Source organism: Novosphingobium oxfordense (genome assembly GCF_044029435.1).
Taxonomy (GTDB): domain Bacteria; phylum Pseudomonadota; class Alphaproteobacteria; order Sphingomonadales; family Sphingomonadaceae; genus Novosphingobium.
This window is the reverse complement of the sequence record NZ_CP147008.1, coordinates 1,544,919-1,570,553: the sequence shown is the minus strand read 5'-3', so window position 1 is coordinate 1,570,553 and position 25,635 is coordinate 1,544,919. Positions and strand designations below refer to the sequence as shown.

General features: G+C 65.3%; 25 protein-coding genes. 10 read left to right on the top strand and 15 right to left on the bottom strand.

The features are described from left to right. Positions 1 to 36 precede the first annotated feature (36 nt). Positions 37 to 1,611: an MFS transporter gene (locus WBP07_RS29695; RefSeq protein ID WP_395396828.1), complete on the top strand. Its 1,575-nt coding sequence runs from the start codon at positions 37 to 39 to the stop codon at positions 1,609 to 1,611. A gap of 222 nt (positions 1,612 to 1,833) precedes the next feature. Here the strand turns inward: WBP07_RS29695 and WBP07_RS29690 are convergent, their stop codons facing one another. Continuing rightward, complete coding sequence (locus WBP07_RS29690) at positions 1,834 to 2,625, bottom strand: IclR family transcriptional regulator (protein ID WP_395396827.1); 792 nt, start codon at positions 2,623 to 2,625, stop codon at positions 1,834 to 1,836. 415 nt (positions 2,626 to 3,040) lie between these two features. Between WBP07_RS29690 and WBP07_RS29685 the strand changes: the two genes are divergently transcribed. Together WBP07_RS29685 and WBP07_RS29680 are read left to right on the top strand one after the other, a co-directional pair. After that, the gene (locus tag WBP07_RS29685; protein WP_395396826.1) at positions 3,041 to 3,304 is read left to right on the top strand and encodes a hypothetical protein; all 264 of its coding nucleotides are present in this window, start codon (positions 3,041 to 3,043) and stop codon (positions 3,302 to 3,304) included. Further along, a complete protein-coding gene (locus WBP07_RS29680) occupies positions 3,305 to 5,209 on the top strand; it encodes a YcaO-like family protein (RefSeq protein ID WP_395396825.1) in 1,905 nt (634 codons plus the stop codon). On the opposite strand, the gene WBP07_RS29675 is transcribed toward WBP07_RS29680, so the two are convergent. The 7 genes from WBP07_RS29675 to WBP07_RS29645 all read right to left on the bottom strand — a co-directional run bounded on the left by WBP07_RS29675 (position 5,169) and on the right by WBP07_RS29645 (position 12,076). Further along, complete coding sequence (locus WBP07_RS29675; protein WP_395396824.1) at positions 5,169 to 7,196, bottom strand: tetratricopeptide repeat protein; 2,028 nt, start codon at positions 7,194 to 7,196, stop codon at positions 5,169 to 5,171. The genes WBP07_RS29680 and WBP07_RS29675 overlap by 41 nt on opposite strands. Positions 7,197 to 7,376: 180 nt before the next feature. Next, positions 7,377 to 7,775, bottom strand: a complete 399-nt coding sequence (locus WBP07_RS29670; protein WP_395396823.1) for a UrcA family protein — start codon at positions 7,773 to 7,775, stop codon at positions 7,377 to 7,379. Positions 7,776 to 7,962: 187 nt separating this feature from the next. After that, positions 7,963 to 9,063: an NAD(P)/FAD-dependent oxidoreductase gene (locus WBP07_RS29665; protein ID WP_395396822.1), complete on the bottom strand. Its 1,101-nt coding sequence runs from the start codon at positions 9,061 to 9,063 to the stop codon at positions 7,963 to 7,965. Further along, a complete protein-coding gene (locus WBP07_RS29660) occupies positions 9,056 to 10,147 on the bottom strand; it encodes a type III polyketide synthase (RefSeq protein ID WP_395396821.1) in 1,092 nt (363 codons plus the stop codon). The genes WBP07_RS29665 and WBP07_RS29660 overlap by 8 nt, the downstream gene beginning before the upstream one ends. Continuing rightward, on the bottom strand, positions 10,144 to 11,367 hold the full coding sequence (locus tag WBP07_RS29655) for a beta-ketoacyl-[acyl-carrier-protein] synthase family protein (RefSeq protein ID WP_395396820.1): 1,224 nt from the start codon (positions 11,365 to 11,367) through the stop codon (positions 10,144 to 10,146). Before WBP07_RS29655 ends, WBP07_RS29660 begins: the two co-directional genes overlap by 4 nt. Further along, complete coding sequence (locus tag WBP07_RS29650; protein ID WP_395396819.1) at positions 11,364 to 11,594, bottom strand: acyl carrier protein; 231 nt, start codon at positions 11,592 to 11,594, stop codon at positions 11,364 to 11,366. Before WBP07_RS29650 ends, WBP07_RS29655 begins: the two co-directional genes overlap by 4 nt. Next, positions 11,591 to 12,076, bottom strand: a complete 486-nt coding sequence (locus WBP07_RS29645; protein ID WP_395396818.1) for a DUF2147 domain-containing protein — start codon at positions 12,074 to 12,076, stop codon at positions 11,591 to 11,593. Before WBP07_RS29645 ends, WBP07_RS29650 begins: the two co-directional genes overlap by 4 nt. Positions 12,077 to 12,243: 167 nt before the next feature. Here WBP07_RS29645 and WBP07_RS29640 point away from each other — a divergent pair, with 167 nt between their 5' ends. Next, positions 12,244 to 12,939: a methyltransferase domain-containing protein gene (locus tag WBP07_RS29640; RefSeq protein WP_395396817.1), complete on the top strand. Its 696-nt coding sequence runs from the start codon at positions 12,244 to 12,246 to the stop codon at positions 12,937 to 12,939. A 3-nt stretch (positions 12,940 to 12,942) separates the two neighbouring features. On the opposite strand, the gene WBP07_RS29635 is transcribed toward WBP07_RS29640, so the two are convergent. Beyond that, the gene (locus tag WBP07_RS29635) at positions 12,943 to 14,178 is read right to left on the bottom strand and encodes an oligogalacturonate lyase family protein (protein WP_395396816.1); all 1,236 of its coding nucleotides are present in this window, start codon (positions 14,176 to 14,178) and stop codon (positions 12,943 to 12,945) included. Between the two features lie 336 nt (positions 14,179 to 14,514). On the opposite strand from WBP07_RS29635, the gene WBP07_RS29630 reads away from it, so the two are divergent. Continuing rightward, positions 14,515 to 15,564 (top strand): AraC family transcriptional regulator ligand-binding domain-containing protein, encoded by a 1,050-nt coding sequence (locus tag WBP07_RS29630; protein ID WP_395396815.1) that lies wholly within the window; start codon positions 14,515 to 14,517, stop codon positions 15,562 to 15,564. Between the two features lie 304 nt (positions 15,565 to 15,868). Here WBP07_RS29630 and WBP07_RS29625 read toward each other — a convergent pair whose 3' ends face one another. Next, positions 15,869 to 16,462 (bottom strand): TetR/AcrR family transcriptional regulator, encoded by a 594-nt coding sequence (locus WBP07_RS29625; RefSeq protein ID WP_395396814.1) that lies wholly within the window; start codon positions 16,460 to 16,462, stop codon positions 15,869 to 15,871. Positions 16,463 to 16,720: 258 nt separating this feature from the next. Here WBP07_RS29625 and WBP07_RS29620 point away from each other — a divergent pair, with 258 nt between their 5' ends. Together WBP07_RS29620 and WBP07_RS29615 are read left to right on the top strand one after the other, a co-directional pair. Further along, positions 16,721 to 17,287, top strand: coding sequence for an RNA polymerase sigma factor (locus WBP07_RS29620; protein WP_395396813.1), 567 nt, complete (start codon positions 16,721 to 16,723; stop codon positions 17,285 to 17,287). Further along, the gene (locus WBP07_RS29615) at positions 17,274 to 18,230 is read left to right on the top strand and encodes a FecR family protein (protein ID WP_395396812.1); all 957 of its coding nucleotides are present in this window, start codon (positions 17,274 to 17,276) and stop codon (positions 18,228 to 18,230) included. The genes WBP07_RS29620 and WBP07_RS29615 overlap by 14 nt, the downstream gene beginning before the upstream one ends. A 308-nt stretch (positions 18,231 to 18,538) precedes the next feature. On the opposite strand, the gene WBP07_RS29610 is transcribed toward WBP07_RS29615, so the two are convergent. Beyond that, positions 18,539 to 19,480, bottom strand: a complete 942-nt coding sequence (locus tag WBP07_RS29610; protein WP_395396811.1) for a LysR family transcriptional regulator — start codon at positions 19,478 to 19,480, stop codon at positions 18,539 to 18,541. Between the two features lie 64 nt (positions 19,481 to 19,544). Here WBP07_RS29610 and WBP07_RS29605 point away from each other — a divergent pair, with 64 nt between their 5' ends. Further along, positions 19,545 to 20,252, top strand: coding sequence for an SDR family oxidoreductase (locus WBP07_RS29605; RefSeq protein WP_395396810.1), 708 nt, complete (start codon positions 19,545 to 19,547; stop codon positions 20,250 to 20,252). A gap of 53 nt (positions 20,253 to 20,305) precedes the next feature. Here WBP07_RS29605 and WBP07_RS29600 read toward each other — a convergent pair whose 3' ends face one another. The 4 genes from WBP07_RS29600 to WBP07_RS29585 all read right to left on the bottom strand — a co-directional run bounded on the left by WBP07_RS29600 (position 20,306) and on the right by WBP07_RS29585 (position 23,078). Continuing rightward, positions 20,306 to 21,091 carry a MetQ/NlpA family ABC transporter substrate-binding protein gene (locus WBP07_RS29600; RefSeq protein ID WP_395396809.1) on the bottom strand — a complete coding sequence of 262 codons (786 nt, stop codon included), beginning with the start codon at positions 21,089 to 21,091 and terminating at the stop codon, positions 20,306 to 20,308. Between the two features lie 20 nt (positions 21,092 to 21,111). After that, positions 21,112 to 21,777, bottom strand: a complete 666-nt coding sequence (locus tag WBP07_RS29595; protein WP_395396808.1) for a methionine ABC transporter permease — start codon at positions 21,775 to 21,777, stop codon at positions 21,112 to 21,114. Then, positions 21,774 to 22,739: a methionine ABC transporter ATP-binding protein gene (locus WBP07_RS29590; protein WP_395396807.1), complete on the bottom strand. Its 966-nt coding sequence runs from the start codon at positions 22,737 to 22,739 to the stop codon at positions 21,774 to 21,776. The genes WBP07_RS29595 and WBP07_RS29590 overlap by 4 nt, the downstream gene beginning before the upstream one ends. 189 nt (positions 22,740 to 22,928) lie before the next feature. After that, on the bottom strand, positions 22,929 to 23,078 hold the full coding sequence (locus WBP07_RS29585) for a hypothetical protein (RefSeq protein WP_395396806.1): 150 nt from the start codon (positions 23,076 to 23,078) through the stop codon (positions 22,929 to 22,931). Positions 23,079 to 23,391: 313 nt separating this feature from the next. Here WBP07_RS29585 and WBP07_RS29580 point away from each other — a divergent pair, with 313 nt between their 5' ends. Together WBP07_RS29580 and WBP07_RS29575 are read left to right on the top strand one after the other, a co-directional pair. After that, the gene (locus WBP07_RS29580; protein WP_395396805.1) at positions 23,392 to 24,804 is read left to right on the top strand and encodes a RimK family alpha-L-glutamate ligase; all 1,413 of its coding nucleotides are present in this window, start codon (positions 23,392 to 23,394) and stop codon (positions 24,802 to 24,804) included. Next, positions 24,801 to 25,589: a sulfite exporter TauE/SafE family protein gene (locus tag WBP07_RS29575; protein ID WP_395396804.1), complete on the top strand. Its 789-nt coding sequence runs from the start codon at positions 24,801 to 24,803 to the stop codon at positions 25,587 to 25,589. Before WBP07_RS29580 ends, WBP07_RS29575 begins: the two co-directional genes overlap by 4 nt. The last annotated feature ends 46 nt before the right edge of the window (positions 25,590 to 25,635 follow it).

Sequence of the window (25,635 nt, the reverse complement as noted above, 5' to 3'; positions counted from 1 at the left end):
CTTCCCCCGAAGGCGGCCCGCACAAGAACAAATACGGTGAAGGATCCTGTAGTGCCCGAAAGCCAGACACTGGCCGTGCGCCCCGTGCGCCTGAGAAACTACCTCGCCTATGGCTCCAACGACGTGCTCGGGGCCGGATCGATGGCGGTCATCTCCGGCTGGGTGCTGATCTTCTACACCCAGTTCTGCGGGCTTTCGGCGGGTCAGGCCGCAACGATCTTCGCCGTCGCGCGCGTGCTGGACGCCTTCGCCTCACCCATGATCGGCTATATCTCGGACCACTTCGGCACCACCGCGCTCGGCCGCCGGTTCGGGCGGCGGCGCTTCTTCATCCTCGCCGCCATTCCCCTGCTGCCCAGTTTCGCGCTGATGTGGCTGCCGGGGCAGAGCTTTTGGTACTACCTCGTCAGCTACGTGCTGTTCGAACTGGTCTACGCCATGGAGATCATTCCGTTCGAAACGCTCGCCGCCGAGATGTCGAGCGACTATCGCACCAAGGCCAAGTTTGCCGGATCGCGCATCCTGTTCGGGCAGGCCGCCGCGATCCTGGCGGGCTTCCTGCCGCTCTGGCTGATCGAGGCGCTGGGCCGCGACAGCGCCGACACCTTCTTCTACATGGGCCTGATCTTCGCCGCGCTGTTCATGGTGACGGCAGCCATGCTCTACCTGTTCAGTTGGGAGCGGCACATGCCCGGCAGCGTGCCACTCCCCGGCGAACAACGCCACTCCGCAGGACCGCTGGACGCGCTGAAGGCGCTCTACCGCAACTTGTTCTCCACAATGCGCATCCGCGCCTTCCGCCTGCATCTGGGCATGTATCTGGGAGGCTATATCAGCCAGGACGTGTTCAACGCCGCCTTCACTTTCTTCGTGATCTTCGCGCTGGCGGGGACCACGGCGGTCGCTTCCGGCCTGCTGGGCACGATGTACATCGTCCAGTTCGTGGCCGTGATCATCGCCATCAACATGGCCCTGCGTGCCTCCCCCAGCCGCGCCTACCAGATCGCCGCCGCCAGCTTCGGCGCCGGCGCGCTGACGCTGATCGGCCTCTGGGCCGTGGGCATTACCGCCACCAGCCACACGATCTGGCTGCCCATCGTGCTGGCCGGCCTCGGCCGCGGCGCGCTGAACTACATCCCTTGGGCGACCTACAACTACATGGCCGACGTGGACGAGATCGTCACCGGCCGCCGGCGAGAGGGCGCCTTCGCCGGCGTCATGACCTTCGTACGCAAGGCGACGCAGGCCGCGGCCGTGGCCGGCGTGGGCTTCGTGATGCAGGCGGGCGGCTTCGTCTCCGGCGCAGCGCAGCAATCCCACGGCGCGATCCTGACCATCGCCCTGCTGCTGGGTCTGGGCACCGTGGGCATGCTGGCGTTTGGCATCGTGATATCGCTCCGCTTCCGCCTCTCGCCCCGCACGCACGAGGTGCTGATGCGCGAGATCGAGCATTTGCGCTCCGGCGCGCGCGTGCCGACCAGCCTGGAGGCGCAAACGGTGGTCGAGGACTTGTCCGGCTGGCGCTACGACCAGCTTTGGGGCCGTAATTCGCTGGTGGAGCAGGACGCGCGCAATGGCGAGCTTGGACCGCCGGTCAATGCGGGGAATTGAGCAGGATTGGGTGCGAAATCGGCGTTGCGCTGGCCCACCCCGCTGCGGCTAGACAGCAAGCTGCCAAGCCTCGCTCCCTTCCCGCTTGCGGGAGGGGAGGACAGAGCCCCGTTTCAACGTGGCGCGATTACGCCCTCCCGCAAGCGGGAGGGCCGCAAGGCTTGGTGAGCCGCAGGCAAACCTAGCCGCAGCGGCGTGGGCCAGCGCAACGGCACAGCCCCATCACCCCCGCGGCGCGCGGTACCCCACGGCTTCGCTGATCAGCCCGGCCGTCTTCACGATCGCCGCGACCAGATCGTCGACGATGTCATCGGTCAGGTAATGCGCAGCGCTGGCGATCGAGATGGCAATGCAGATCTGGCGGCGGGCATCGCGGATCGGCACCGCCAACGAACGCACGCCGTCACCCAGTTCGCTGTCATGCAGGACATAGCCGCGCGCCTTGTGGTCGCGCATCAGGGCGACGTATTCCTTCATCGCCTTGACCGGAACCTTGCCGCCATTGGCCTGGCGGTAGAGTTCCTCCCAAACTTCCTCCGGCTCGTCGAGCAGCAGCGCCTTGCCAAGACCGGTCTCGGCGATGGGGCGGCGATCGCCAGGCGCGGTCGCCACGCGCAGGCGCTGGCGGCCGGTCACGCGGTCCAGGTGGCGCGACCAGTCGCCCTCTCGCTTGCCGACGAAGACGCAGAAGCCGGTTTCGTCAGACAGCTTTTCCATGAACGGCCGGGCCACGCGCACGAAATCGATCTGCTCCGTGGCCATCACGCCCAGTTCCAGCAGCTTGGGGCCAAGGCCGAAACCGTCGCTCGTCACTGAGAGATAACCGCGCGATTTCAGCGCCTGCGCCAGACGGTGCGCCGTCGTCTTGCTCATCCCCAGCTTGCGGGCGAGGTCGGCGGCGCGGATCGGCCCGTCGATCACTTCGTCCATGATGTCGAGCGCACGCATCAGCGTCTGCGTGCCTTTGACTTCCACTTCGCCTTTGTCTTCGCGTGCTGCGGCCATATCCATCATCTCGTTAGCGCGACCCAATTATAGGGACGCACACCCACCCATCCCACCGATCTATACCCTGCACAACCAAGGTCAACTCAATTGCGCGAAACCCGCCGCGATGATGATTTGCACCGCCTGCCTTGAAACGGACACGGCATTCGCAAGCGACTCAGCGTAATTTTCGATCTCGCCACATAAACGCGGACCTGCAAGTTCGACGCACCGGACGCCCGATTGATCCGGCCCGTTCGATCCGAAAGACGTTCGCCGGAGCCATCCATGATCGCCCTTATGAGTGTCTTTATCCGTCTGTATTTTAACAAAACCCCCATACAATGGAAAATAACCAAATATCCATAATAGCCCAAATCAATACACTTCAATATTCATCCGAAATTTATTATTATTGCCGCCAGGGAACAAGGAGGACGTCATGACGGATGAAACAGACGACTCACAAATCAACCATCATTTTATAGTCGAGATGCAGAAGGATGGAAAAACGCACTACGTCGTTTGCGAACCCGTCTATTCGTTCGCGAAGGAGGCGCTGTCCGACGCGACGCATGGCGGCATTGCCTCGCTTATCGACAACAACGCGTTGAGAGCCGCCGCCCTCACCGGCCCGGCAAAAAGCCTGCTACCGGTGTCCATGCAATCGGCGTCCCGCCAATCCGGCGGGCAATCCAACAACTAAGTGGCGCTGGAGCCACGCGCCCGCCCCCCGGGCGAAACCCTGCGCCTCGCCCGAAAAGCGGGGGACATTGCGGGCGTCACGCGACTGGGCGAAGTCTCCCATTTCGCAGTGCCCGGCATACCGGTCTATCAGGCAGTCCGCCCGTTTTCGCGGTCGCTGACGGTATCGCAAGGCAAAGGCCTGACCCCCTCTGCAGCCATGGTGGGGGCGCTGCTGGAATCGGTGGAGTTCTGGGCCGCCGAAACCCTGGTGCCGCCGACGCGCAAGATGCGCCTAGCAGATATGCTACCCGGCGATCGGGCGCTGTGGTCCGGGAGCCGTCATCCCCTGGCGTTGACGCTGGACCCAGGGCGGGATCGCCATTGGCTGGCGGGCGTGGACCTGGCCAGCGGCGATCGCCGCATGATCCCTTTCGATCAGCTCTCGCTGGATTTCTCCCGCCCGCGCCTTGGAACGGGCGCGACGTCCAACGGGCTGGCCTGCGGCAATACCGACACCGAAGCGCAGGCATCCGGGATCGCCGAACTGCTGGAACACCACGGGATCGCCCGGTTCGACATGCTTTCGCCGCAAGAACAATTGACCCGTCAGGTGCTGCTTTCGACGATCGACGATCCTTTGCTCGTCCGGATGATCCGACGCGTTCATGCCGCCGGGTTCCAGTTGCGAGCATGGAGCCTCGGCGACGAGACCGGCATCGCGACCTTCCTATGCCTGATGATCGAGACGCGGCGGCAGTGCGACAATCTCACTCCCTCGGCCGGAAGTGGTTGCCATCCCGACAAGCGCGTGGCGCTGCTGCGCGCCATTCTGGAAGCTGTGCAGTCCCACGCCACGCATTTCGCCGGTGCGCGGGACGATATTGCCCCCATCGCTTATACTCATGGGCGGGAGCAGGAGTTCGTGTTCCTGCTGCGCGCGCTGGGCTTCGGGAAGGGCAGCCTGGGCTGGAGCGATATTCCGACGCAGGAACTGGCCGGCACCGCCGCGATACGGGAATGCCTGCTGCGAAGCGTCCAATCGCTGACCGAAGTGCCTGTCGTCGCGTTCGAACATCGCCTGCCGGTCGAGGGGGTGAGCCTGTGGCATTGCCTGGCCCCCGGCCTGATGGACAATGCGCGGGCAGAGCCGCCCCGCTCTGTTGCTGCCGTGCCGATCCGGATCGCATCCGCTGCTCGCCCGGCTCCCCGCCGCGCGGTGCTGTTTGCCGGGCCGAGCATCCATGGCCTTGCGATCGATCCTGCGATCGATCTGCGCCCGCCCGCCGCCTGCGGCGATCTTTCCGCCCTGCTTGCCGATCCTCCCGAAACGGTGGGCCTGATCGACGGCGTCTTCCGCACGTGCCGGACGGTGTGGCACAAGGAAATCCTCAGCCTGCTGGCGGCGGGCGTCCGCGTGGTCGGCGGCGCCAGCCTGGGCGCTTTGCGTGCGGCGGAACTGGACTGCTTCGGAATGGAAGGCGTGGGCCGGATCTACCAGGCTTATCGCGAGGACCGCTTGCTGCGCGATGACGCGGTGCTGTTTCTGCATGCCCCCGCGCAACTCTCCTACGCCCCGCTGACCATGGCTCTCGTCGATGCAGAAGAGGCGCTGGAACGCGTGGACATCCCGGCGCGGGACCGGCGGGCGATGCAACGCATCGTGCGGACCACCGATTACACCGATCGCACCTGGCCGCGTTGCCTTGCGCTGTTCGTCAGTCGGACCGGGCGCGATTTTCCGCTCTCGGCCGAGACGCTCGAACGCGTTCCCTCGATCAAGCGGCAGGATGCGGAGGCCGTGGTGCAGGCCATGCTGACGCCGCCCCCGACCGTTCGCCCAGCCTGCGCCGAACCGGCGCGGACATGCTATTACGAACCGCTGCTCACCATCGCGGCGCAAGCATCTGCCGCAGGCCCGTCTTGACGAAATCGCGCTTTTCCAACGGATAGAGCGGCAGAGTATAGTCCACCCACTGCATCACATCGTCCAGTTCCGGCGGAACCGATGCCTGCCACGCCTGCACGAAGGACGACCGGAAACGCTTTGCCGTGCCTTCCATCCGGCCGAAACCCTGATCGAGCCCCGTGGCATTGGCCATCCGCACGGCGGCATATTGCATCCCCACTTCGCCCGAAACTGCAAAGTGCCCCTCGGCCTCTTCGGGCAGGCCGCGCAGCGAGGCCATCACCGCATAGTCTGCGTGATAGTCGCTCGGCGGGAAGGGATTGAGGCGAAAGGCGCGCTGCATCAGGTCCTCGGCCGCCTCGTAGAGGCCAAGGTGGCACAGGCCGAAAGCGCACATGTTCACCACGTCCGGATCGTGCGGCAGGGTCGCCAGCGCCGCCTGGAAGTCCCTTTCCGCCTGTGCGACGTCACCCTTGCGCAGTTCGCACCAGGCCTGCCGCAACCGCACCTCGCAGTGGCCGGGCTGCAGGCCGACGGCGACTTGCAGGTGCTTTTCCGAGGCATCGCGAAAGGCCTGAACGTCGTGGCCGCAGACCTGCTGCCAGAAATCGGTATTGTACATCCGTATCAGCGCCAACCGCGCGGCGATGTGCCCCGGATCGGCCGCGACGATGCCTTCCAGCAGGTCCACCGCCTCCCGCACCGAGGCAAGATCGCCGGCCTGGCGGATGAGCAGCCGGGCGCGGGTATACCGGGCCCCCTGTTCGGCAAGGTCGGCCCCGGGCAGGCGAAGCTGCCGCTCCAGATCGCGGTCGATCGCCGGCACGACCGCGCCGCTGGCCTTCTCTACAAGGGCGTCGATCGCCGCGATCTCCAGTTCGGCAAGGCGGATCGTCTGCGCCCAGACGACGACATGGCTGGCCGCGTTGGCAAGCTGCAGGTTGGCCTGATACTCCGCGCCGATACGCCGCATGCTGCCGGAAAGCGAATAGATGGCCAGCGCATTGTCGGCCTGGCCGACTACCGAGCCGATATCCGCTTCATCCAGCGACAGCACCTGAAGGCCCCGAAGCTGGCACACCGCCGTACGAATATCGTCTGCACAGGCTTCGCCGAAAGACCTTACCTCGCCATCCTGCCCATGCGTGCGCAAGGGGGAGACGAGTACCAGCGGAACCATGTCGCGCACGCAAAGCGATCCGCTGGTGCCGAAGCCGCGCCGTTCCGCCAGGACATGATCCGCATCGCCCGACGCCAGATCGCCGGCAAGCGAATGGAACAGCTCGCGCGTCCGGGCGGTGGGCCGGGCCCCGAATTCGCTCTCCAGCCGGCTGCACAGTTCGCGATAGCGGCGATGCAGCGAACTGGCGTCGCCGATTTCCGAATCCAGCCGCATACCCAGCCGCGCAGCAGCCTCGTTCGCAGGCTCCAGACGATCGAGCGAGCGCAGGATGTCGCGGGTGTTCTTCATGTCAGCCAAGCCCGCAATGCGCAGCGCATCCAGCACTTCGCCCAGCACCTGCTCGCGCCGCCGCGAGCGCTCCGCCACCAGCCACTCGTCGAATCCGGGCGAGATATCGCGGAAGTCTTCCAGCAGATCGCCATGCGAATGGGCCAGTAGCGCCGCCAGCGCGTCCAGGTCCTGCGCCCGCGCCGCCGCGCTGATCCGGTCGATGTCGGTGCTGACGCACATGTCGTCCAGCCGGACGCAGTCGCGCGTCATCGCCAGCGCATCGGCGAAGCCGGGAACGGCGCGCAATTCCTTCAGCGCGTGGCGCAGGCTGCCCCGCGCCTGCAAGGTTCCGCGATCGGTCCACAACAGGCAGGCCAGCCCCTCTCGCGTGGCGCTGCGATCGGGTGCAAGCGCCAGATAAGCAAGGATTCCGCGCGCCTTGCGGCCCGGCAGCGGCAAGCTGGAACCATCGCGTCGCATCGCGAACGCGCCAAGCAGGCTGACGCAGACGGGCTGCGCGCCGCCAATGCCATTCTCCACAGGAACAGGCACGCGAAGGCTCCTTTCCTTGGGAGCGCACCCGGGCCCGTGATATGCAGCGCCCCTTCGCGCTGCACCCCATTGCATTGTGGACACCCGGTGCGGTCATGGAAAAGTGCCTCCATATGGGCCTCATGGCAAGCAGGGGGTGCCGCATCGCAGCACCCCCCGATGGAACCGAAACCGCGCAATTCAGCGGGCGGGACGGATCTCTACAGCGCGATCAGCGACTTGCACGCCGCTGCCCATAGTCGTGCCGGCGCTGGCGAAGCGGGATTCGCTTCGGGCGCTGGCGATGGCAACCTCGCGCTGCGAGCGCACTTCATCCCGGGCATGGTCGCGGCAGTGCGATTCTTCCGCCATGTCCCAGGTGGAACGGGAATTCGGGTTGTAGCAAACCCGGCGGATCGCCAGGCTCAATCGCCGATCGAGAGTGGCCACGCCGGCCTCCGTCTTCAGATCGAGATCGGTGTAGACGACGCGTTCGGTACGGACCGCCTCCCCGGCGAATGCGTGCGAGGGCATACCATTTGCTGCGATCGCCACCAGCACGAAGGCGGCACGGGCGGCATTCAGTGTGTGCGAGCTCATTTCCCATCTCCAAGCAAGTCCGGCACAACGACCGGACAGGCTGTTCATGGGCCTGGTGACGTGATCGCGGGCTTCGATCGGGCGTGAAAAAAGCGTGAAAAATCGCGCGCGGGCCAAAAAATCACCCTGACCGCGCACCTGGGGGTGGCCGCGCGCCGTTCCCGTCAGGACCGGCCGGCTTTCACCCTTACTGCCAGCGACGGATGCGCGTTGCCTGCGCGGCGAAGCGCAAACCGGCAGGGAACAGCGCGGCCACGCCGCAGAACACCATGCCCGCGCCGGGGAATGCCATGGCGTTCTGCACCGTCATTGCGCGCGCAACTTGGGTGCCGGCCTGCGCCGCCATCCGCTGCCGATAGGCATTGCTGCCCTCGCCCGCGGTTATGCAGCGCGCAGCCACGAACGCACTGCGCAGCGCGATCGCCATACCGTCTCCCGTCAGCGAGGCGGTCATCGCCCAGCGATCGCCCAACCGGAACAGCGGATCCCCCTCCTCCGGCGCCGGCGGCATTCCGTAGGCCAGGTTGGCAATCGTTGCCGGCCGGGCGAACAGCGGCTCAGCATCGCGGAGCATCGCCGCCAGCTCGCGCGCGCCGTCCAGCCATTCCGGCAGGTCTTCCCAGCCCCCGCCAAGCCGGGCCAGTCGGGAGCGGCGGATCACCAGGCAGAGGTTTGCCCTTCCGTCCTCCACCATCTGCAGACCGGCATAGCCACCGTCCAGCAGGGCCAGCAGGATGGTCCCGCGCAAGCGCGCCGATGCCTGGGGAGCAAGGCGGTAGTGCATCTTGAAGCCGACGAAGCCGTCATGCACGCGATGCGCGGCAGCGCCTTCCCTTTCGCGAACCGGCAGCTTGCCAGTGGCCAGGACGACCGCATCGCCGGTCATCGCACCGCAACTGGTATGCGCGGTGCCGCCATCCAGCCGCAGCACGCGAACGCCCCGCTCGAGGCGGGCCCCTGCCGCTGCCGCGCGGGCCACCAGCGCTTCGTCAAGCGCATGGCGGCTGAGGCCGATGGCGCGGAACGGCAGGGCGGTTTCGGCCACCATGCCGCCGCAAACCAGCCGGACCCGGCCGATCGGCTCGCCCCCCAACGCCTCCGGCTCCAGCCCCAGTTGCGAGAGGTGCGCCAGCGCTTCTTCCGAAAGGAACTCCCCGCAGACCTTGTGATGCGGCCCGGTCTCCCGGTCGATCAGATGTACCAGTCGGCCCGCCTGTGCCAGCAGGCAGGCGGCCGCGCTTCCCGCGAGCCCCGCCCCTATGACCAACGTATCGCCCACATCAGCCATCCAGCGTAAAGCGGAAGCTTTCAGCGGCCATGCCCGGGCCGAACGCCAGCGCCAGACCCGGGCCCCGCTCCTTGCCCGCAAGCACGCGGGCAAGGATGAACATCAACGTCGACGAAGACATGTTGCCGTGGTCATGCAGAACCGCGCGAGAGGGCGCCAACGCCCCCTCCGGCAAGGCCAGTCCGTGCTCGACCGCGTCCAGCACGGTGCGTCCGCCGGCGTGGACCGCCCACAGCGCGAAGTCCGTGGCTGTCATGTCGCCCAGCAGCCCGCGCCCGTCGGTCCGCCGGGCATCGGCGGCCAGCGCATCTGCAATGCGGCCCGGCACTTCGCCGCTCAGATACATGTCGAACCCCTGATCGCGGATGTTCCAGGTGATCGCGTCGCTGCTGTCCGGGATCGTCGCCGCACGGAAATCGCGCAGGCCAAGGCCCTGCGGCTCCGCCGTTACCAGCGCGGCCGCCGCGCCGTCGCCGAACAGCAGCATTGCCAGCAGGCTGGGCACGTCTTGGCTGCGCTGGAAGTGGATCGTGCAGAGTTCCAGCGTGACCACCAGCACCCGCGCGCGCGGCTCCGACCGGACAATGTGATGCGCCAGCCGCAGCGAGTTGACCGCGGCATAGCAGCCCATGAAACCGACCACGGTCCGCTCCACGCCGGGATCGAGCCCGGCTCGTGACACGATCGCCTGATCCAGCCCCGGCGCCATGAAACCGGTGCAGGAAGCGACGATCAGGTGGGTGATCCCTGCCCGTTCGGCCGCCGCGACGCCCAGCGCCTCGATCGCGGCAAGCGCCAGTCGCGGTGCGTCCTGCTCGTATCGGGCCATGCGCTGGCCGGTGGAGGGCCAGACTTCACCGTCATAGAATCCCTCCACGTCCCGGATCGTGCCATCGGGCAGCAAGGCGGGTTGCAGGAACGAATAGCGCCGGGCAATGCCGGACCGCGCGACCATGCGTTCGAACAGCCGGCGCGAACGCGGATCCGCCAATTCGCCGCCGACATAGCGCACGAACGCGTCGTGCACTTCGAAGGGAGGATTGGCCACGCCGATCCGGTTGATGTGCGCAACGGCCACCGTCATGCCCGCCGCCCCACCAGCACGGCGTTGAGGCCGCCGAACGCGAAACTGTTGGAGAGAAGGATCTCCGGCGCGAATTTCTCCCTTTCCAGAACCAGCGGCAGGTCGCAATCCGGATCGGCGCCGAGAAAGTTCAGCACCGGCGGCGCTTCCTTCTCGATCAGGGCCGCCATGCCGATCACGAACTCCATCGCGCCTGCCGCGCCGATCATGTGGCCATGCGCGGACTTTGTGGCGATGGCGCGGTGGCGGTCCAGCCCCTTGCCGCAGACGGCGCGCAAGGCGGCGGTTTCGGCCGGGTCATTGAGGGGCGTACCGGTGCCGTGCGTGGAAATTAGCATCGGCGCGTGGTCTGTAACGCCCGCATCGGCCAGCGCAGCGCCAATCGCCCGGCTGATCCCGCCGACATCCGGCGCCGTCATATGCGCCGCATCGGTGGAGGTGCCATAGCCGGCCAGCTCGCCCAGGATCGGCGCGCGGCGGGCGCGGGCGTGGGTTTCGCTTTCCAGCACGAGCACCGCCGCCCCCTCCCCCAGCACCATGCCGCGCCGGTCGCGCGAGAACGGCCGGCAGGTATCGGGCGCCAGCACTCCCAGCGATTGCCAGCCCGCCAGCGATCCACGCGTAAGGCAGGCTTCCGCCCCGCCGGCCAGAACCACGTCCACCCGGCCCGAACGGATCATGTGCATCGCCTCTCCCAGCGCATGGGCGGACGAAGCGCAGGCGCTGGAAATCGTGAAGGCCGGCCCGTGCACTCCCAGCAGGATCGCGATCTGCGCGGCGGGCGCAGTCATCATCGAACTGGGGATCGTTTGCGGATGGGCGCGCGGCTGGCCCTTGGCGAACAAGCGTTCGTAAGCCACTTCCCGCGTCTGGTTTCCGCCGCTGCCGCAGCCCAGAACGATCGCCGTGCGATGCGCGAGCGTGGGATAGTCCATGAGGTTCGCGGCCGTCACCGCCTCCAGCGCTGCCTCTATGGCGAAGGTGGAAAGCGGATCGAGCTTGCCGAGGCGGCGAAGCCGCTCCGGATCCACGTTCGCGAAGGCGGTGTCCGCCCCGGTCCCTCCTTCGCCTTCCACCCACGCCGCCACCGTATCCCCCAAAGGATCGGGAAGCGGGCGGATCGCGCCTTCGCCATCGCGCGCGCGGCGCCAGTTCGCGGCGACGCCGTGGCCCAGACCGCTAACGCAGCCCATGCCGGTGATGAGGACGCGCCCGCTCACTGCGGCGCCGGCACGCCGATGCGTTCCAGCAACTGGCGCATCGTCATCTCACGCGTCAGCTCTTCGGGCTGAAGCTCCACGCCGAACTTGTCTTCCAGTTCGAACAGCATGCTGACGATATCGATCGAGGAAATGTCCAGCGTGGCGAACGTGGCTTCGGGTTGCAGCCGATCGGGAGGAAGGCCGGTTTCCCTGGCGATCAGGGCGATGGCATCTTCATAGGTCATCGGCTGTTCTCCTCCATGCTGCGGGTCCAGTGCCGGGTGCGGCAGATGAGCAGGACGCACCCCGTGACATCCAGCCGGCCGCCCTGGCCAAGGCGGATGCTGGCGCGGTAAGTGTGCCCGGTCTTCGGATCGTAAGCCTCGCCCCCGCCCCAGCCGTTCGCTTCGCGCATCAATCCGGTCAGGATCGCAATGCCGACCAGCGCGCGGCCGCGCCGGGCGGGATCGGGGTTGTTTACATCCTGTGCAGGCGCCTTGGGGTTGAGCACCGCCGCCAACGTTCCGCACAGGGCATTGCCGCAGGGCGCAATCTCCACCACGCCGGCCTTGTCGTCCGTCAGCCAGCGGCCCTGTACATCTGTTGCGTTCGGCTTTGCGTTCGGGGCCGCCTGTCGGACCGGTTGCGCCTGCGCCGAGGGGAGCAGCGCCAGCGTTGCCGCCACGCATGCCAGGGTGATTCCGGTTCCCATGAAAATGCCATTCATCGCGGCATCCCGGCTTGATTTTATTAGCGAAGAGTGCGCCATTTCGCTGCCCGCCGCAAGGGAGCCTGAAGGATGAGAACGCTTCGACGCGGGGTTGCGTTCATGTCATAGTTGGTCGGTTTTCGAGGGTCGAATCCTCCCCCTCTTCCGGCATGGAGATTGCTGCCATGACCTCCCTCGCCATCCGGTCCCGCCAGGAAGAGCAGATGGATGCGCCGGATCTCGATCCGCACATCTATGGGGAAGTGCTCCGCGATCTGGGACGCGTCAATCGCTGGACCTTCACCGCACACGCGGCGCTGGCCTACTTGTCGCGCGCGGTCGGCGATGCGCCCGGCTTCACTTTGCTGGACGTAGGTTTCGGCTATGGCGACCTGCTGCGCACGGTGGCGGCATGGGCGGCGCGGCGGAAGCTGGATGTCCGGCTGGTGGGGGTGGACCTCAATCCCGGCAGCCGGGCGCTAGCCAGGGCGGCAACGCCGTCCAGCCTTCCCATCGAATACCGGACCGGCGACTATGCCACCCAGCCCGAGCGGTTCGATTTCATCGTGAGCAGCCAGGTCGCCCATCACATGAGCGACGCGCAGCTCGATCGCTTCTTGCGGTTCATGGAGCACGACGCGCGGCGCGGCTGGCTGATCTGCGACCTGAACCGGAACCGCTTTTCCTACCACGGCTTCCCGTTGCTGGCCCGCTTCATGGGCGTGCACCGCATCGTGCGCGAGGACGGCCAGCTATCGATCGCGCGGTCGATCCGGCCGGGCGAATGGCCCGGCGTGCTGGCGCGCGCGGGGCTGGATCCGGCCAAGGCGCGGGTCGTACGGCGCTTTCCGTTTCGCGTTGCAGTCGAGCGGGTGCTGTGACGCTTAAGGCCGCGAGCCGGCCAGCTCCGCAGCATAGAGCACCGGGCGCCCTTCCACATTGGCGCGATAGACCAGCCATTTCCCGTCCGGCGTGAAGTGCTCGTTCGGCTCCAGCGTATAGTCGTGCCGGCCAAGGTCGACGATCCGCTCGCTCCGCAATGATCCGGTCGCGATCAGGCGGTCGCCGTCCAGCGTATCGGCCGCTTCGGGCGAAGGATCAGCCATCGGATGGAACAGGCTGATGAACTTGCCCGCGCCATTGCCGTCCCCGGCGACCACGGTTCCATCGGGCGACGTCAGATAGTGATAGGAGCCCTGATCGGCGGCCACCTTGTACCAGGTGCTCTTGCCGGTGGCCACTTCCCGGCGCGCCAGCCAGAGCATCCCGCCCTTGGGCATCTGCAGGTCGTACCAGATCGCCTTGCCGTCGGGGGACCAGTACTCGTGCCCGGCGATTTCACCCTGCATCGTGCGCTGGTGTATCCTGGCAAGCCCGCTGCCATCGGTGCGGATGGTCCAGATCCGATCCACCTTGTGCCACGGGCCTTCGTGGCAAAACATCATCAGCCCCGGATCGGTGGGGGAGAACTGCACGTGGTTGAGCCAGTCCGTGGCGCGATGTATGCTGCGGCGGGCACCGGTCGCGGTATCGATGGTGAAGATTTCCATCGGCACTTTCGCCGCCAGCCGCGCGTCCATCCAGCGCTCCTTGGCCTGGGCGAAGGTCAGCGGACGGCCCTGATCGTCCACCCCCGAATACGTCGGCGAACCGGTCTTCGGATCGCGGCGGCCCTGCGCAGCAATGGCGGGCGGCGGAGGTGCCAGTTCCTGGTGACCGGCCAGCAGCCTATCGTCCGCACTGATGGATTCGATGCGACCGCCGGACATGTCGGCAATCTTGCGCGACTTGCCGGTATCGAGATCCAGCACCCAGACCGTGGTCGGCCCCTCGCCATCTCCCGAACCGGCCGGGCGCGTGGTGTAATAGGCGGTGGCGCCTGTGTGGCCGGCAAACAGCAGCCGGTCGACATTTCCCCGGAACACCAGCTTGGTCGACCAGTCCTGCGTCGATGCGGTGCGGATGCCTTCCGACGTCAGGTAGATCATGCGGCCGCCATCCGGTGTGAAGGCGTTGTAGTTGAAGTAGAGGCCGTAGACACCGGGCCGGTCGTCCACTCGGACGATCCGATGGCCGGTGGCGGGATCGATCCATTCCCGGGGGGGGTGCTCCGCAGTCACAGGATTAGGCGGTGCGGCCGAAGCCGTTGCCGCAATCGCCGATCCCAGTATCGCCAAGGCCGGCAGGACTTTCCGCATCACTTTCTCCGATCCATTTTCTGGAACTTGGTACCGAATATCGGGATAATTGCAAGAACCGCAGGGCGAGGTCGGCGGCCAGGACGGTGCACCTCGCTACCGCGTTCCCGCGATGTTTTCCCTTCCCGCGCGCCGCCCCCTTGATCGGCGCGAGACCGCCTTCCATGATAGGCGGAAACGAAAACGGCCGCGTGACGGCTGGACGAGGACGCAATGGGAGACACGCACCCGGCAGTGCCGTTAACGCCCCGCTTAGACATGGACCATGCCCATGCCTCCCACGTCCTGCGCGCGCGGCTCCTGCGGCATTTTCCCGCGCTCGTTCGCGAACTGGGCGGATGCCCAGAGGCGATGCTGGACGACGTCGGCCTTGTTGCCGCCGATTGCGACCGCGAAGGCACGGCCAGCTACGAGCAGTGGATCTGGCTGATGGAACGCGCAGCGCGGGACCTTGCCACGATCGATTTCGGCATGCGCCTTGCCGTTCGCCAGCAGGGCGACGGGGTTTACGGCAAGCTGGGCACCGCCATGCGCAATTCCCGCACGTTCGGTGAAGCGACCACGCATGCGGTGATCCACAATTCCGCCCATTCGCTGGCGGCGCGGGTGTGGAAGGAGGCCACCGCCTCCGGCCGCCACGTGTTCCTGGGCCACGACGTACTGGTGGAGGCGATGCCCAATCGCTGCCAGGCGGTGGAGCAGCTTCTGCTGCTGGGTCACCTGGGTGCCATGGCCATCACCGGTGGCAGGGTCCGCGCGCGCGAGGTGCATTTCCGTCACCGCAATCTGGCCCCTGCCCGCGCCTATCGCCGCTATTTCGGGTGCGACGTGCGCTTCTGCTGCACCGAGGACGGCGTCGCCTTCCGGGCCGAGGACATGGCCTGCCCTATTCTCGATCCCGATGCCGAAACGCTTGCCGCGGTCATCGCGCAAATCCGCAAGAGCTCGACGCGCCAGCGCCCCACGGTCAGCACGCTGGTGCGCGGCATGGTGATGCAGCGACTATGGACCAGCAAGTGCGGCAGCGAGGATGTCGCCCGCCTGCTGGCCATGCATCCCCGCACCCTGCACCGCCGGCTGCGCGACGAAGGCTCCAGCTTCCAGCGCATCAAGGACGAAGTGCGATGCGACCACATGCTCTATTATCTTGAGCGGACCGAACTCGAATTGGGCGCGATCTCGCACAAGCTGGGATTTTCCGAACAGTCCGCGCTTTCCCACTTCGCGCGCCACATGCTGGACGCCAGCCCCAGCGACTTGCGCGCCCGCGCCGCGCGCGGAGCGGCGCCTATACCGCGCGGCGGCTGAAGTCAGGACTTCGAAGCGTTCTACTCCACGGTCACCGCTTAGGGTCAGGACCCATTAATCACGCCTGCGAGGTTTGAATCAAAATGGCTCAGCGCGAGGAAGGAAGGCGCAGGAATATGTCCATATTTCAAGACTTCCTGACGCGGCGATGGGCCATTTTGATCAAATCCCTTCGGGACATTGGAATGGCTTCCATCTCGAACCGAAGCGACTTTGGACGGGCAACCAGCCCGCCCGGCAGCCACTTCAGTCCGATCTGTTCGCCATTCCAATGCCTCGCAGGCGTGATTAATAGGTCCTGACCCTAGCTGGGTTCAAGCGCGTCCAGCATCCGCGCCACCACCGCCAGCGCGCCGCCATGTCCCATCTCCACGCCCAGTTCCGCCTCGCGCGTAAGGGTTAGCGCAAGGCTGGTCGCCATTAGCACCAACGTGTCCGGCGCAATCGAAAGCCCTGCCGGATGCGCGGCCATGGCCTTCTTGATCGCCTCGGTCTGGATCCGGCGTGACGTCTCTATGAAGTGGATCACTTCCTTGCCCAGCCCCTCGATCCGGGCGGCCAGGGCCATGAACTCCGCAACCAGCCGCGCATCGGCGGTGTGAATGCACATGTCCCAGATTTCGCGCAGCGGCAGGTCAGAAGCGCGGGCGGTTTCCAGCCGTGCCAATTCGCGTTGGGAAAGGCGCCGGAAAGTCTCGACGATCAAATCGTCCATCGTGCGGAAATAGTAATAGACCAGCCGCTGCTTGACGCCGACCTGTTCCGCCACCCGGCGCGAGGTCAGTGCCGCATGCCCTTCCTCGCGCAGAATGGCTTCCGCGCCGTCCAGCATCGCCAGCCAATTGTCGGATCCGGGCGGGCCCATGCGCCGTTCTGCTGCAAATTTTACTTCCGCCATCGGCCCCTGTCCGTTTGCAGCCATGACTAGCCTTCGGTGCGCTTGGCGTAAACCCGCCCGGTCTGCTGGCACGCGCCGCGCGCCCGGATCGCGTCCGGATCGCGCCGGGCTTCCCGGAATTTTCCGTAAAGTGTCATACATTTGTCTTCACCGTCTGGCTTGGGGTGCCGGCCCCATCCGGGGCGAAGCTAGATGGGTCGAACGGTGTCCGGAAAGGATTGCCGCGAGGAGAGGGTCCGATGGATCGCCTCGCAGATATTGCCGCACGAGGCTGATGTCCGTGCGTGGCTGCGCGGCGCCCTGCGCGGCGTAGGCGACGTGGACGATGTCGTCCAGGAAGCCTATTGCCGGCTGTCCGAGCTTCCCGATCACGCCCATATCCAGAACGGGCGCGCCTATTTCTTTGCCACTGTGCGTTCGATCGTGATCCATGGCGCGCGGCGCGCCCGCATCGCCCGGATCGAGGCGGTGGAGGATGCCGAGATCGCCGCCCTGCCGGACGAGGCACCCTCGCCAGAGCGAGACGTGGGCGCGCGGCTGCAACTGCGCCGCGTCATGGACCTGATCGCCGCCTTGCCGCCCGCCTACCGCCATGCGCTGGAAATGCGGCGGCTCCATGGATTTTCGCAGAAGGAGACTGCCCGATATCTTGGTGTTACGGAGAAGGTGGTAGAAAATAACGCCTTGCGGGGCCTGCGCCTTCTGATGAAAATGATGGCCGGCGACGACGCCGGGGCTAGACTGGACGACACCCGCTTTTCCGAAACGCCAAACGATTCCCGAGACGAGCCTGCCATTCATGTCCTGCCCCATGCCCTCCATTGACGACATCGCCAGTGCCTGGGCCTTGCGTTGCGATGCGGGGGCGCTTGACGTGGCGGAGCAGACCGAACTCGATTCCTGGCTGGATGCCGACAGGCGCCATCGCGGCGCCTTTGTGCGCGCACAAGCGGTGCTGAACTGGTTGGACGCGGCGCCCAATACCCAGGCCGTGTCCAATACCCAGCCCGCGCCCGAAGTGGCGGATCCGATGGAACAACATGCGCGGCCGCGCCGACGCTGGATGCGCATGGCCGGGCTGGGCACGCTGACCGCCATGGCCGCCTCGCTCGCGCTGTTCCTGCTGGTGCCCTCCGCCCCGGACTATGCGACCGAGATCGGCGAGCAGCGCCAGGTCACGTTGGACGATGGATCGATCGCCGCGCTCAATACCGACAGCCAGCTGGACGTCGCCTATTCGGATGCCCGCCGCGACCTGACGCTGCGTGGGGGCGAGGCCTGGTTCAAGGTCGCCCACAACCGCGCGCGGCCGTTCGAGGTGCGCGTGGGCAAGGTCCATGTGCGGGCGACCGGCACCGCCTTTTCCGTGCGCAGGATCGACCGGGGCGTGCGCGTGGTGGTCAGCGAAGGGCGCGTACTGGCCTGGGTGGAGGGATCGCCGCAGCCGCCCATCGCCATTTCGCGCGGGGACGAGGCGGTGCTGCGGCCCGATCTTGCCGTGCAACATGCTGCGGTGACGGTGGACGTCGATCAGGCGCTCGCCTGGCGCCGTGGCGAGATCGGCTTGGACGGACAGAGCGGCGCGGAAGCGGCGGCGGAGTTCAACCGGTACAGCACCCGCCCGATCCGCGTGGTCAATCCCCGCGCCGCGCAATACCGGCTGGTCGGCTATTTCCAGACCAGCCAATCGCAGGAATTCGCGCTGGCGCTGGCGAAACTGACTCACTCGCAGGTGTCACAAAAAGGAAACGAGATAATTATCGAATAAAAATGGAAACACTGTGCGGTGCCTTCAAAAAGAAGCGAGGCAACCAACTGAAATAGCGCAGAAATCGGCCACAGAGTGTTTGATCTTGGGCCGGCAGCCGCCCCACAGTGCTTCCAGCAAATCTGATCAGTCTCGTACGCTTCCAACCTGTGTATAGCTCCAATCGAGCGTGCGACCGGCCGGAACGCTATTGGGCGGGACAACTGGTCGATGGCAAGAATGCCCAGGAGTTGATCAGTAAGCCGCGCGCCGTTGAAACGCCAAGTTTCGATGATCGATGCGTGGCTAGCCAAAGGCGTAAAGCGCGTTCAGACAAGCAGCCTTTCCGCGATAGCCGCCCGGGATGCTCGGACAATCGCATCGATCGTCACCCGTAGCCGCGGAAGCATCACGGGAGATGTAATCCATATCGCGTGCACCGGCAGGTGATCTGCAACCAGATCGTCGAGAACCGATACGAGTTCACCAATGGCCAGCTGATCGCGCACCAGCCAATGGGGTACCAAACCCAGGCCACGCCCCGCCCGGATGGCCGCAAGCGTCAGCATACTGCCGTCAAGCAATAGCCGGGGTTCGGGATCGAAAGTCTGGCGGTCTCCATCGCGCGTCAGGAATTGCCAGGCAGCAGCCCGGCCGTGTCGGACGGCTGCAATCAGGTCATGCTCCGAGAGGTCGTCAACATCCCGAGGCAACCCGCGCCCGGCGAAGTAATCACGCGAACCGCACAGGACGACCCGTTGGATACCGAGCCGCCGTGCGGTCACCCCCGGAAGGTCGGTCAAATCGCCCACCCGGACGGCAATGTCGATGCCCTCGCCCACCAGGTCGGACAAGGCGGTGGACGTGGAGATGTCAAAGCGCAGATGAGACCATCTGTCGCAGAGCGCGTAGAGCGCGGGCGCCAGAATCTGCGCTCCCAGCAGAGGTGGCAGGCTGACCCGCACCGTCCCCGCCGGCTCCGACGCCAGCAACGCCAGTTCGGCCTCCACGATGTCGATCCGGTTGCGCGCCGCCCGGCATGCCTCGCGATAGACCGCCGCTTCGGCGGTCAATGCCAGGCGGCGCGTGGTCCTGTGAAAAAGGCGAACGTTCAGCCGCGCTTCCAGTCTGCCGATTGCCTTGGCAACGGCCGACGCGGTCAGCGCCAGGCGCGGCGCCGCCGCCGCGAAACTGCCGGCATCGCAAACCGCGAGGAATACGCTCACATCGTCGCGGCCAAAGCGCGGGCGCCCCGTCATTTCAGGAATCAAGTTCGGGAATGAGGCGAATTTTCTTCATTTCACCGAATTTACTGGCGGGAATACCCTGCTGTCCATGAGCAAACGTACTTACGCCATTATCGGTGGCACATCGGGAATCGGGCTAGCCCTTGCCTCCAAACTCATCGCGCGCGGCGACCAGGCAGTGATCGCTGGACGCAACCCGCGCAAGCTGGCCGACGCGCTGGAGTTTCTGGGAAAGGCGGCGACCGGCCGCTCCCTCGATTCGACCGATCGCACCGCGCTTGCCGGCTTCTTCTCACAGACCGGTCCTTTCGACGGGCTGTTCACGCCAGCCGCCAGCTATCGCACCGGTGCGTTCCGGGACGGTGATACGGATACAAGCGAAGCGCTCTTCGCCGCCAAGTTCTGGAGCCAGTACTGGACGGTTCATGCCGCCCTGCCCCACTTGCGTGAGCAGGCAGCGATCGTGCTGATGTCCGGCGCGGCATCGGCACGCCCGATCGGCGCCCCGGCCTATGCCGCCTGCAACGCGGCTGTCGAAGGCCTTGCCCGCGGGTTGGCGATCGAACTCTCGCCTATCCGCGTCAATTGCCTCTCGCCGGGCACGACCGACAGCGAGCTGTGGCGCGAACGCCCGGCGGAGCAGCGCGAAAGCGCCTATGAACTCTGGCGCCGGCTATGTCTGGTCGAACGGCCCGCCAGGGTCGAGGAGCAGGCCGAGGCAGCCCTGTTCCTGCTGGACAACGGCAACATGACCGGCAGCACGCTTTTCTGCGACGGCGGCTACACGCTGCGATAAGTGGCCCTACGCTCCCGCTGGCATGGGCCGGCGGGGAGCGTCAGAAGCCATGTTCAGAAAGCCGGAACGACGGCGCCCGAATACTTGCGCTCGATGAATGCCTTGACCTCCGGACTGCGCAACGCGGCAATCAGCTTTGCAACGCGCGGGTCCGTGCGGGCCTTCTCGGTTCCCACCACGAAGTTTACGTAGGGGCTATCCTTGCCCTCAATCAGCAAGGCGTCGTGCGTGGGATTGAGCCCGGCGTCGAGCGCGTAGTTCGTGTTGATCATCGCCATGTCGACCTCGCCCAGCACGCGCGGCAGCGTGGCAGCCTCGATCTCGCGGAACTTCAGGTTCTTGGCGTTCTGCACCACGTCTTTCGGCGTCGCCGTCATGCTCTTGGGATCCTTCAGCGAAATCAGCCCTGCATGCGCCAGAAGTTGCAGCGCGCGTCCGCTGTTGCTGGGCTCATTCGGAATGGCGACCGTGGCGCCATTCGGGAGATCCCCGATCTTCTTCCACTTGCGCGAGTAGGCGCCAAACGGTTCGATGTGAATTCCGGCAAGCGGCACCAGATGCGTGCCCTTGGCCTTGTTGAATTCCTCCAGATAAGGGCCCGTCTCGAAGTAGTTTACGTCGATCCTGCCCTCTGACACCTGAACGTTGGGCTGCACGTAATCGTTGAACACGCGCACATCCAGCTTCAGGCCTTCCTTGGCGAGAGTGGGCTTCACGAAGTCGAGGATTTCCGCGTGAGGCACCGCAGTGGCCGCAACCGTCAGGACATGCGGATCGGCAGCGCGGTCGGACTTGCCGCAACCGGCAATGGCCAGCGTGGCGAGGGCAGCAAGAAGCAAGCGTCGTTGCATCGGAATTCCTATTTGCGGGTAAAGTGCCGGACCAAACGGTCACCGGCTATCTGAAGAAGCTGAACGAGGGCGAGAAGCAACAGCACGGTCACCAGCATCACGTCCGTCTGGAAGCGCTGATAGCCGAAACGGATCGCCAGATCGCCCAGGCCGCCGGCCCCGACGGCACCGGCCATCGCGGTAAACGAGATCAGGGTAATGGCCGTCACCGTAATGGCGGCGATGATGCCGGGCAGCGCTTCGGGCAATAGCGCCCGGAAAACCAGGTCGCGCGTCGTCGCCCCCATTGCCTGAACCGCTTCCACGGTATTGCGATCCACTTCGCGCAGCGCGGTTTCGACGAGGCGCGCGAAGAACGGCGCAGCGCCTATGACCAGCGGCGGAATAGCACCGGCGACGCCCAGCGACGTCCCGACCAGCAGCACCGTCAACGGTATCATCACGATTAGCAGGATGATGAACGGAACCGAGCGCACGAGATTGACCAGAAGCGCCAGAACGCCGTTCCCCCAGCGACTGGCCCAGGGCTGCCCCGGCCCGGTCAGGAACAGCAGAACGCCGAGCGGCAGGCCCAGCGCTATGGTCAACACCAGCGAACCGCCGAGCATGGTGAGCGTATCGAGGCAGGCCTGGGCGATTTCGCTCCAGTCGACATTGCTGAAAAAGTCGCTCATTCGACTTCGCCCTCCTGGCGCAGCGCCGCGATGGCACGTTCCGTATCGCCTCCGACAAGGCCCAGGGTGAGCCTGCCGAAACTGGTGTCCTTCAACCGGCCGATCCGTCCATCAAGGATGATGAAATCGGTCCCGGTGTCACGCGCGATGCGCGTGAGAACCGGATCGAGCACGGCCGAGCCATGGAGCGTGAGCCTGACGACAGGGCCATCGAAGCCAAGCGGCTCTGCGTGTTCGTCCGTCTCATCGATCAGGGCACGCGTCTCGCTGGTCCTTGGGTTCAGGAAGACCTCGGCAACGCTTCCGGTCTCGACCACGCGGCCCGCATGCAGCACCAGAACCCGGTCGCAAACCTGGCGTACCACTTCCATCTCATGGGTGATCAGAACGATGGTGAGGCCCAGTTCGCGGTTCAGGTCCGCGATCAGATCAAGGATGTTGCGCGTAGTCTCGGGATCGAGCGCGCTGGTTGCTTCGTCGCAGAGCAGGATTTCGGGATCGGTGGCAAGCGCGCGGGCAATGCCGACGCGCTGCTTCTGGCCGCCGGATAGCTGGGCCGGATACTTGGCTCCGTGATCGGACAGCCCCACGCGGTCCAGCAGGGCGGGCACCTTTGCCGCGATCTCGCTGCGCGAAGCACCGCCGATCCGCAGCGGCAACGCCACGTTGTCATACACCGTGCGCGACCAGAGCAGGCCGAAATTCTGGAAGATCATCCCCACGCGAGAGCGCAACGAGCGCAGGCCCTCGGCAGACAGGCTGGCGACATCGGTGCCATCGACAAGCACGCGCCCCGCGCTCGGCCGCTCCAAACCGTTCAGCAGTCGAACCAACGTGGACTTGCCGGCGCCGGATCGGCCGATAATGCCAAACACTTCGCCGCGGGCGATTTCAAGATCGACCCCTGCCAGCGCCGCATGGGTGCCGCCAAACGCCTTATGCACGCCTTCAAGGCGGATCATATTCAATACCTTCTTCGCCCGAACCGGGCGTTGCGTCATGTCCAAACGCACACTTCGAACTCATGCTGCGCTGTGATAGCGGAAGGCTTGATGATCGGCGGGGTAGCGTCTGTGGGAAAGCCCCCTCCTCCAACATTCCCAAGCATTTTTCTAGACAAAATGAATCCTCGGCCACGAAGCAAAGCTTTTTCACGTGCCGGGAAGACAGGCTGACGGTCGATCCCAATTGCGCCGCAAGCACCAAGTCAGGGGTACACCGATGCCGGTCAGTTCGTCCGGGCGCTTGCCGTCACCCGACATCGAGGCGCCGCTGGCTGCGGCATTCGGAACTTCGGACATGACACCCCCGATGGTTATTCGGTGGATCGCGTATCAAGAACCATGTCAGAGAAATTTTTTCATCATAATCATATGCTTACTTCGTGCTAGAAGGCGCATTTGGCAGCGACATCTGCGAAAAAGGAGATAGGATGTTGAGATCGCAACATCTTTTCCGATCGCGCCTGGCGCGGAGACCTGGCGGTACAAGACAGCCGGCAAGTGATCGTTAGAGGGTGCCTCTTCGCATGGCACCGAGGCGCCCTTCGAGCGTTTTGTCACTCAATGTGCTTTGTTCTTAGTGCATTGAGGTGCCGCAGCCATCGCGGCGGAATTGTCCGCCGCCAGCTATCCTGGGGGACATGAAGCCGTGCGTGGCTGGATACTTTTTCATCGTGACCTCGATCCCGCGAACTCCGAAGTGCCGGAAATCCTGCGTTTCCAGGAGGCGGCAAACGCCATGGGCATCGAATTGTCCGTTTTCCATCCTCACAAGTTCGATCTGATCGTCGGCGCAGAGGACGGCTGGTCCACGTCATACCAAGGCCGACCGGTGGACCGGCCGGACTTCGTGATCTGCCGGACCGGCGCCGAAACCGACTACTTCACGCTCGCCTTGCTACGACACCTTGAGAGGCGGGGAGTGCGACTGGTGAACGGGCCCACCACCATCGAGCAAGTGGCCGACAAGCTGCACACGCTGCAGAGTCTCAACCGGGCCGGGTTGCCTATCCCGCGCACGATCCTGGGCAACTTTCCCATCGACGTGGACGTGGTGGAACGAGAACTGGGCTTTCCGGTGATCGTCAAGACACTCAAGGGCACGCGCGGCGCCGGTGTGCTGAAATGCGAAAACCGCGATCAGTTCGAAGATCTGGCCGGATTGCTGGAAAGCGCGGATGCGAAGGCGGATTTCATCCTCCAGCATTATGTGCGCGCCAGCCATGGTCGCGATGTGCGCGTACTGGTCGTGGGCGGGCGGGTGATCGCGGCAATGGAGCGGCGCTCTCTGACCGGCGGCTTCAAGTCGAACGTCTCGCTCGGTGGGGTTGGCATCGCCTATAATCCACCGCCGGAAATGGCTGAACTGGCCGTGCAGGCCGCCGACGTGCTCGGCCTCGACGTCACAGGCATCGACATCCTGTTCGATGAGGATGGATACCGCATCTGCGAGGCCAATTCAGCACCCGGGTTCCAAGGGCTGGAACGGGCGACCGGGTTCGACGTGCCTTCCGCCATCCTCGACTGGGTGGTTGCCACGCAGGAAGCACCCGATCCAACCGCTGCCCCCGCCGCCGAGACCAATGCCCTGGCCGATCTGGCGTTCGGCGGCCGCGCTGGCCTGCGCGCGATCAGCGACCGAAACCCCGATTATCGCCGCTTCGCCAGCGCCATCGGGCTGCGGATGGTGGGCGCCGGCGCAAGCTGCCTTGCCCATGCCACGCTGCCACCTTTCCTTGTCGATCGGCGCAGCCGCGTTTCCATCGGGCTTCACACCCTTTTCGAAGGCCGGGTGGATGCCGATCTTTCGGCATTGAACGACAACGAACAGGAACGCACGTTGCTGATCGTGCTGGTGGCGGCGATCTGGGGTGCCGTGCTGCCCTGGCTGGCGGGCGCGGATTCGCTTCCCAGCGCGCTGCTCTCGGTGATTGCACTCTGCTTTCCCGTGCTGTTCCTGCTGACCGCGCCTTCCGGGCGGATCGGCCGCTCCGCCTCGCATCTGCGCAGGAGATCCGGCGTATGATCGATATCTCCGGACTTCCGTGGGCCGAACTCGGGCCTTTCCTCATCGCCGGGTTCCTCACGCAGTTTGTCGACAGCGCGTTGGGAATGGGCTTCGGGGTGTTATCGAATTCCCTGTTGGTATTGCTGGGGCTTCCGCCCGGCGCAGCGTCGGCCGTCACCCACCGGGTGGAAGGCTTCACCAGCGGTGCTTCGGGTATTGCCCATGCCCTTCAGCGCAATGTCGATTGGCCGCTATTCGCCAGACTGGTGATCCCCGGCGTCGTCGGCGGATTGCTTGGCGTCTGGGTGATGACCAGTCTTGGCGCCAGCATTCTGCGTCCGGCGGTACTGGTCTACCTTGCGGCCGTCGGACTCTACTTGATCTGGCGCGGACCGCGCCGGCCGCAAGCCTATCGCCGGATGAAGCTCGTCGGCCCGCTCGGGCTGATTGCCGGTTTTCTCGATGCCTCCGGCGGCGGCTGGGGCCCGATGGTGACGGGCAATCTCATGGCGCAAGGCATGACCCCGCGGATGGCGGTCGGCACTGCAAACGCGGCGGAGTTCTTCGTGACGGTGACGGTCCTGTCCGCGTTCATAGGCAAGTTGGGTCTGCAATCGTTCACCATTGCAGCCACGGGCCTTCTGATCGGAGGCGTCGTTGCAACACCCTTCGGCGCGCTCTTGACCCGCAGGCTGCCCTCGCGTCGACTCATGGAACTGACCGGCGCGGTTCTGGTGGCCCTCAGCCTGGGCGGACTGATTTCCATGATGTTTTCCGCCGCCCCGCTGTTCACGCGGCTGTAACACCCCATGCCGATGCCCTCACTTCCATAAGCCCGAAAGTGCGGAA